This window comes from Vibrio sp. 2CM40D, from assembly GCF_023161825.1.
In the GTDB taxonomy this organism is placed as follows: Bacteria; Pseudomonadota; Gammaproteobacteria; order Enterobacterales; family Vibrionaceae; genus Vibrio; species Vibrio alginolyticus.
This window is the reverse complement of sequence record NZ_JALNTL010000024.1, coordinates 1-5906: the sequence shown is the minus strand read 5'-3', so window position 1 is coordinate 5906 and position 5906 is coordinate 1. Positions and strand designations below refer to the sequence as shown.

The 5906-nt window shown below is 42.4% G+C and carries 5 protein-coding genes and 1 tRNA gene; 3 read left to right on the top strand and 3 right to left on the bottom strand.

Annotated features, from left to right (window positions below; translation table 11 throughout):
- Positions 1-112: 112 nt before the first annotated feature.
- Positions 113-188, bottom strand: a tRNA-Thr gene (locus MTF70_RS24195).
- A gap of 205 nt (positions 189-393) precedes the next feature.
- On the opposite strand from MTF70_RS24195, the gene coaA reads away from it, so the two are divergent.
- Positions 394-1317 (top strand): type I pantothenate kinase, encoded by a 924-nt coding sequence (coaA, locus tag MTF70_RS24190; protein WP_005388683.1) that lies wholly within the window; start codon positions 394-396, stop codon positions 1315-1317.
- 7 nt (positions 1318-1324) lie between these two features.
- Here coaA and birA read toward each other — a convergent pair whose 3' ends face one another.
- Positions 1325-2290: a bifunctional biotin--[acetyl-CoA-carboxylase] ligase/biotin operon repressor BirA gene (gene birA / locus MTF70_RS24185; RefSeq protein ID WP_017821965.1), complete on the bottom strand. Its 966-nt coding sequence runs from the start codon at positions 2288-2290 to the stop codon at positions 1325-1327.
- The gene (murB, locus tag MTF70_RS24180) at positions 2287-3330 is read right to left on the bottom strand and encodes a UDP-N-acetylmuramate dehydrogenase (protein ID WP_025768995.1); all 1044 of its coding nucleotides are present in this window, start codon (positions 3328-3330) and stop codon (positions 2287-2289) included. Before murB ends, birA begins: the two co-directional genes overlap by 4 nt.
- Positions 3331-3431: 101 nt before the next feature.
- Here murB and MTF70_RS24175 point away from each other — a divergent pair, with 101 nt between their 5' ends.
- Positions 3432-3863 carry a GNAT family N-acetyltransferase gene (locus tag MTF70_RS24175; protein WP_025768994.1) on the top strand — a complete coding sequence of 144 codons (432 nt, stop codon included), beginning with the start codon at positions 3432-3434 and terminating at the stop codon, positions 3861-3863.
- Positions 3864-3934: 71 nt separating this feature from the next.
- Positions 3935-5275, top strand: coding sequence for a CDP-diacylglycerol--serine O-phosphatidyltransferase (pssA, locus tag MTF70_RS24170; RefSeq protein ID WP_025768993.1), 1341 nt, complete (start codon positions 3935-3937; stop codon positions 5273-5275).
- Positions 5276-5906: the final 631 nt, after the last annotated feature.

The window sequence follows — 5906 nt, the reverse complement described above, 5'->3', positions numbered from 1 at the left end:
GGGACGGATTCGAACCATCGAAGGCAGTGCCGGCAGATTTACAGTCTGCTCCCTTTGGCCACTCGGGAACCCCTCCAAATTTTCAAGCCATTCAGACTACTAAAGGAAAGAATGGTGCCGACTACCGGAATCGAACTGGTGACCTACTGATTACAAGTCAGTTGCTCTACCTACTGAGCTAAGTCGGCATAAGTGGTGCGCATTCTATTGAATGATTTTCTAGGTTGCAATAGTAATTTGAAAAAAAATCATAAATTTCGATTTTTTAGATTCGTTTGCTGCAAATTCGTACAAACTTAGCTTTTTTAAAGTAAACTTCGACCTTTGTCGTTTGCTTTGAAGTTCGCTTGATGTATGTTCTTGCTTCTATTAAACCAAGGATAAAAGAGACCCATGAGTCCATTTTTGTCATTTGACCGTGCAAATTGGGCCGAGTTAAGAAACTCTGTACCGATGACACTTTCTGAAGACGACTTGACTGCGCTTCAGGGCATTAATGAAAACCTAACCATGGAGGAAGCGGTAGAGATCTACCTTCCTTTGTCTCGTCTTTTGAATCTGTATGTCCAGGCTCGTCAAAGCCGCAATTCCGTATTACAACAATTCTTAAATACAGAGGAACATGCTCCCCCTTTCGTAATTGGTATCGCTGGCAGTGTTGCTGTAGGCAAAAGTACGACTGCTCGTATTCTAACGGCATTGCTTTCTCGTTGGGAGAATCATCCCAAAGTGTCCTTGGTTACAACAGATGGCTTCCTATATCCGAAAAAAGTACTAGAAGAACGCGGTATCATGCATCGTAAAGGCTTCCCAGAATCCTATGATATCAAGCGCTTAGTCGAGTTCATGTCTGACGTAAAGGCAGGAAAGCCCGATCTTGAAGTACCCATCTACTCTCACATCACGTATGACATTACTGATGAACTAAGAAAAGTGGATAGACCGGATGTTCTTATTATTGAAGGTTTAAACGTTCTGCAAAGTGGAATGGACTATCCACATGACCCGCATCGTGTCTTCGTCTCTGACTTTTTAGATTTTTCAATTTATGTCGATGCAGAAACAGAGACCATTGAACATTGGTATGTAGAACGCTTTTTAAAGTTTCGCCAAGGGGCCTTTACGAAACCAGGCTCTTATTTTAGCCACTACACACAACTCTCTGTCGATGACGCAAAGAAAAAAGCGAAGCAAATTTGGCATGATATTAATGGGCTCAATTTAGAATTGAATATTCTTCCAACTCGTGAGAGAGCCCACTTGATTCTACACAAAGGCGTTAACCACTTAGTTGATAAAGTCTCGTTGCGAAAGTAATCGAAGATTAGTCACTTTTACGCAACGAGATTTCACCACCAATATAAGTCTCTAGTCCTTGGGAGGTTTCGATTAATATTCCACCTTGATGATCGATGCCTCGAACGACGCCATATACCTCTCTAGGACCAATAAGCAGTTTGACCTGACGATTAAGGAAATTGTCTAACCGATTCCAACGTTCGATAAAGCCAGTAAGTCCTTTCATTTCATATTCGACAAGTGCGGAATTCCAATGCTTGATAAGTGTCATTGCTAGAACATTTCTATCGATCTTGAGACTCTGATTTACTTGGTTCAACGTGGTCCATGGCTGGTCAATCTCAGGCTGGTCGTCAGGCATTCCAATATTCAGGCCCATCCCAATCACTAGATGAGCAGCCCCACCGGCCTGACCCGACATTTCAACCAAGATTCCGGCCAGTTTTTTATCTTGATAATACAAGTCATTCGGCCACTTGAGTTTAACACCTTGCATGCCTACTTCTTCCAAAGCTTCCACTGCGGCAATCCCAATCACCAAGCTCAAGCCCATTGCCGCAGCCATTCCTGCATCCAGTCGCCAATACATAGAGAGATATAAGTTAGAGCCAAACGGTGAGACCCATTGTCTACCGCGGCGACCACGCCCTTGTGCTTGATATTCAGCAATACAAACACGGCCCTTTTCCGAATCCGCGACTCTGTCGAGCAAATATTGATTCGTTGAGTCAATCACAGGGACGAGTTCAACAAGTGACTCCGAGCTAGTGGTAAGGAGAGTCTCGTCTAACAACTGCAATGGTGAGGCTAATTGGTAACCGCGCCCTTGCACTCGATAAATATCAATACCCCATTCACTAAGACCTTTAATGTGCTTAGCGATTGCCGCTCTGGAAACATTAAGATCGTCGCCCAACGCTTCTCCTGAATGAAACTCTCCATCACTTAATAACCTTAAAATATGAAGTTTCGTAGAGTGATCTTTTCTCATCTAGATGCCTCGATCTGAGTCAAATTCGTCTCCCCGGTACGATTGAGAAAGCGTACTTCATGCTCAAGTATGATTTGGTATTTATCCCATACCGTCTGCTTCACTAAATAAGCAAGCGCGACAATGTCATCAGCACTACAATTATCCATGTTGGTCAAAACCAAAGCTTGCATAGGGTTGACCTGCGCACCGTGTACAGACTTCCCTTTTAATCCACACTGATCGATAAGCCAACCAGCAGCAATTTTCATTCCTCCAGAAGCTGGGTAGGCCACTACGTTAGGGTATTTTTTTGTGAGTCGATCATAGTGATCTTGCGTGATCACTGGGTTTTTAAAGAAACTACCTGCGTTACCTATCTTGGTTGGATCTGGCAGTTTTGCCTTTCGCACTTGGCATACTCGTTCGAAGATAGAAGCAGGGCTGAGTTGTTCTTCTGGGATACTTTGTAAAGGACCGTACTGGTTAATCGGCTGCCATTGCTTCGCCAACTTAAGCCCTAATGCGGTGATAAAGCACTTTCCGTGCAACGCATGTTTAAATATGGAATCCCTATAGGCAAACTCACAGTCTTGGGCGTGCATTCTTTTGTTTTCAAACGTAGTTAGATCAAGAACATCTACATAATCACAGATGTCTTTTAGCTCTAGGCCATACGCACCAATGTTCTGAATAGGAGCCGAGCCAGCACAACCTGGAATCAAAGCTAAGTTCTCGATCCCACCGATCCCCTGATTCACACACCAGGAAACCAATTCAGGCCAATCTTCACCACCGGCAATATGTAATAGGTAGTGCTCATCCGTTTCCGTGACTTCTTTACCCATGATTCGATTAACAATCACTAATCCCTCAAAATGTTCTGTAAAAAGAACATTACTTCCTTTACCTAAAAAAAGTTTCGGTAAATGGGTGAATCTTGGGTTTTGAAATAGCTCAATAACATCTTCAAGCGACTCAACGATAGCTAAATAGGAACACGATTGTTCAATTCCAAAAGTATGGTAAGCCTTTAGGCTCGCATTTGTTTTAATTTGCATAGTAGGTTTGCAACACCAGATAAGATTCTCTTAAACTGTCGACATTCTACATTAGTTATCTTTTAACCGCAGTGACAATACCAGACTCATTAATCATAGAAGTGTTAAATCCCATCAAGCTCCCCCTCATTAAGAAACTATACAAAGCGTATTACCCTGCGGGTCGAGCCAAAAAAGATGAATTGATCATTACAGCAAGCCATAAAGGTGAAATCATTGCGTTACTACGTTTAAAAAGTGTAGATAAAGTTCGTCTATTGACAGGAATGTTGGTCATTCCGAAAGTTAGGGGAACAGGGATTGGAAAAGAACTACTAACTCATTGTAAAAAAAATGTTTTCACTGATGGCGATTATTGCTTCGCGTTTACACATCTCGAATCCTATTATTCCAAGCATGGATTCACAACAATTGATTGCTCTGAGCTACCACACCCGCTAAAAATGGCATTTCAACGTTATGTAGATAGCGGTAAAGATCTCATTCCAATGCAATTCATCTCTTCAACGACATCAAAACGCGTGCTTTTGTAGCCAGGTAAATCATATCTTTGATAAAATGGCAGGTTCGCAATATTGCACTAAACTAAGGTACTCATACCGATATGATAGTAAGTAGGAATCCATTCGAACAGTTGCCAAGTCTCGCTGTCAATCCGGAAGACTTTGATGTTCTGTATTCAGCAGAATCATTCAGAACCCGTCTTTTAGATGCTATCAGCAAAGCAACGTCGCGAATTTACCTAGTCGCTCTATATCTGGAAGATGATGAAGCTGGACGTGAAATTCTCACTGCGCTTTATGAAGCGAAACAGCGCAATCCTGGGTTGGACATCAATATCTGTGTCGACTGGCATCGAGCGCAGCGTGGCCTGATTGGTGCGGAGACATCTGAGGGTAATTCAGCGCTTTACAAAGCATATGCCAGCAAATACCAACACCCAATCCCTGTCTATGGCATACCAGTGCGTGGCAGAGAAGTTTTTGGGGTACTGCATTTAAAAGGCTTCATTGTCGATGATACTGTTATCTACAGTGGGGCGAGCTTAAATAACGTTTATCTCCATTATCATGAACGTTATCGATTTGATCGTTACCATGTGATTCGACATGAATCTTTAGCGAATTCAATGGTGCAATTCATTCAGGAAGAAATGATTGCTCACCCTGCCGTTAATGATCTTGCAGGAAAAGATAAGCCAGAAACCAAAGAAATAAAGTCGGCGATTCGCCAACTGAGGGCTTCTCTTGCTCAAGCCAACTATAAGTTTGAAGACCAAGCTGCAACAGAAGAAAGTGTAAAAGTCACTCCGTTAGTTGGGCTAGGCAAACGCCGTAATCTGCTCAATCAACAGATTGTAAAGTTATTGGCAGCAGCCCAAGACGAAATTTTCATTTGTACGCCTTACTTTAACTTCCCTAAAGCACTTCATCGTGAAGTGAAACGAGCCATGAAGCGTGGTGTGAAAGTAACTATTGTTGTGGGCGATAAAACCGCCAATGACTTTTACATTGCACCTGAGGAAGACTTTAAAACCATTGGCGGACTTCCATATCTTTACGAAGTGAATTTGCGTCGCTTTGCGAAAGCCAATGAAGCGAATATCGCCGCACGTAAATTGTCAATTCACCTATGGAAGCATGACAATAACAGCTTCCACCTTAAGGGTATTTGGGTTGATAAACGCTATATGCTACTTACTGGGAATAACCTAAATCCACGTGCTTGGTCACTCGACCTAGAAAATGGGCTACTCATACAAGACAATTATGCGAAGCTCACTGAGAAGTTTGAAGACGAAGTTTCGCGTATTCTTGAGCATACTCACCTTATCTGTACTTATAAGCAATTAGAGAAAGTAGAAGACTATCCTATAGAGGTACAGCGACTGGTCAGAAAAATTACCCGCCTAAAGGCAGATGGTGTTTTAAAACGTATTCTTTAGACATCATTTCTCGCTCTAAAGTACGTCGAGATTTTTATACTAAGCCAACCGCTTTAGCAGTTGGCTTTTTCATATAATCCATTTGGAATACTTAACTATTTTCTAGTACCGCTAGTGAGCACATAACCACTTAGATCTAGAGCGACTCTCTTAATGGGTTTGAGCTTTGACGTTTGTGAGTATTCCGCATAGCTTACAGCCTCGAGCTAAGCTACCCCTCTCTGTTCTGGCGCTTCTTACCCTTTGGCGATATATTTTTTCTGAGACTCATCAAATGTTCAGCGTCGAAAATCATCACCTCGCTAATGAAGAGCTCCTTCAATCTTTCATCTTCCAATTCGTTTTTTCTTTCTCATCAAGATTCAAGTCGTTGAACGCCTTTGAATACCATAGATTACTTAGGCTTGTTTGTAGGTCATATTGCCTTTCCACAGCATCACCGGCCTATAATTAATTAAAGCCTAGTGTGTAATTACGCAGAGTTCGCTTAGTAGGGATTATGTGAAATAGTCTAGTTAGGTGTATAAACACTCTTCAGGGAAACGTCGCAGTAGAAACGAAAAAAGCCCCAGTCTTTCGACTGAGGCTTAATATAAGTGGCGGAGTGGACGGGACTCGAACCCGCGACCCC

Coding starts and splice junctions, on each gene's coding strand:
- coaA (WP_005388683.1), top strand. CDS start 394: ATGAGTCCATTTTTGTCATTTGACCGTGCAAATTGGGCCGAGTTAAGA.
- birA (WP_017821965.1), bottom strand. CDS start 2,290: ATGAGAAAAGATCACTCTACGAAACTTCATATTTTAAGGTTATTAAGT.
- murB (WP_025768995.1), bottom strand. CDS start 3,330: ATGCAAATTAAAACAAATGCGAGCCTAAAGGCTTACCATACTTTTGGA.
- pssA (WP_025768993.1), top strand. CDS start 3,935: ATGATAGTAAGTAGGAATCCATTCGAACAGTTGCCAAGTCTCGCTGTC.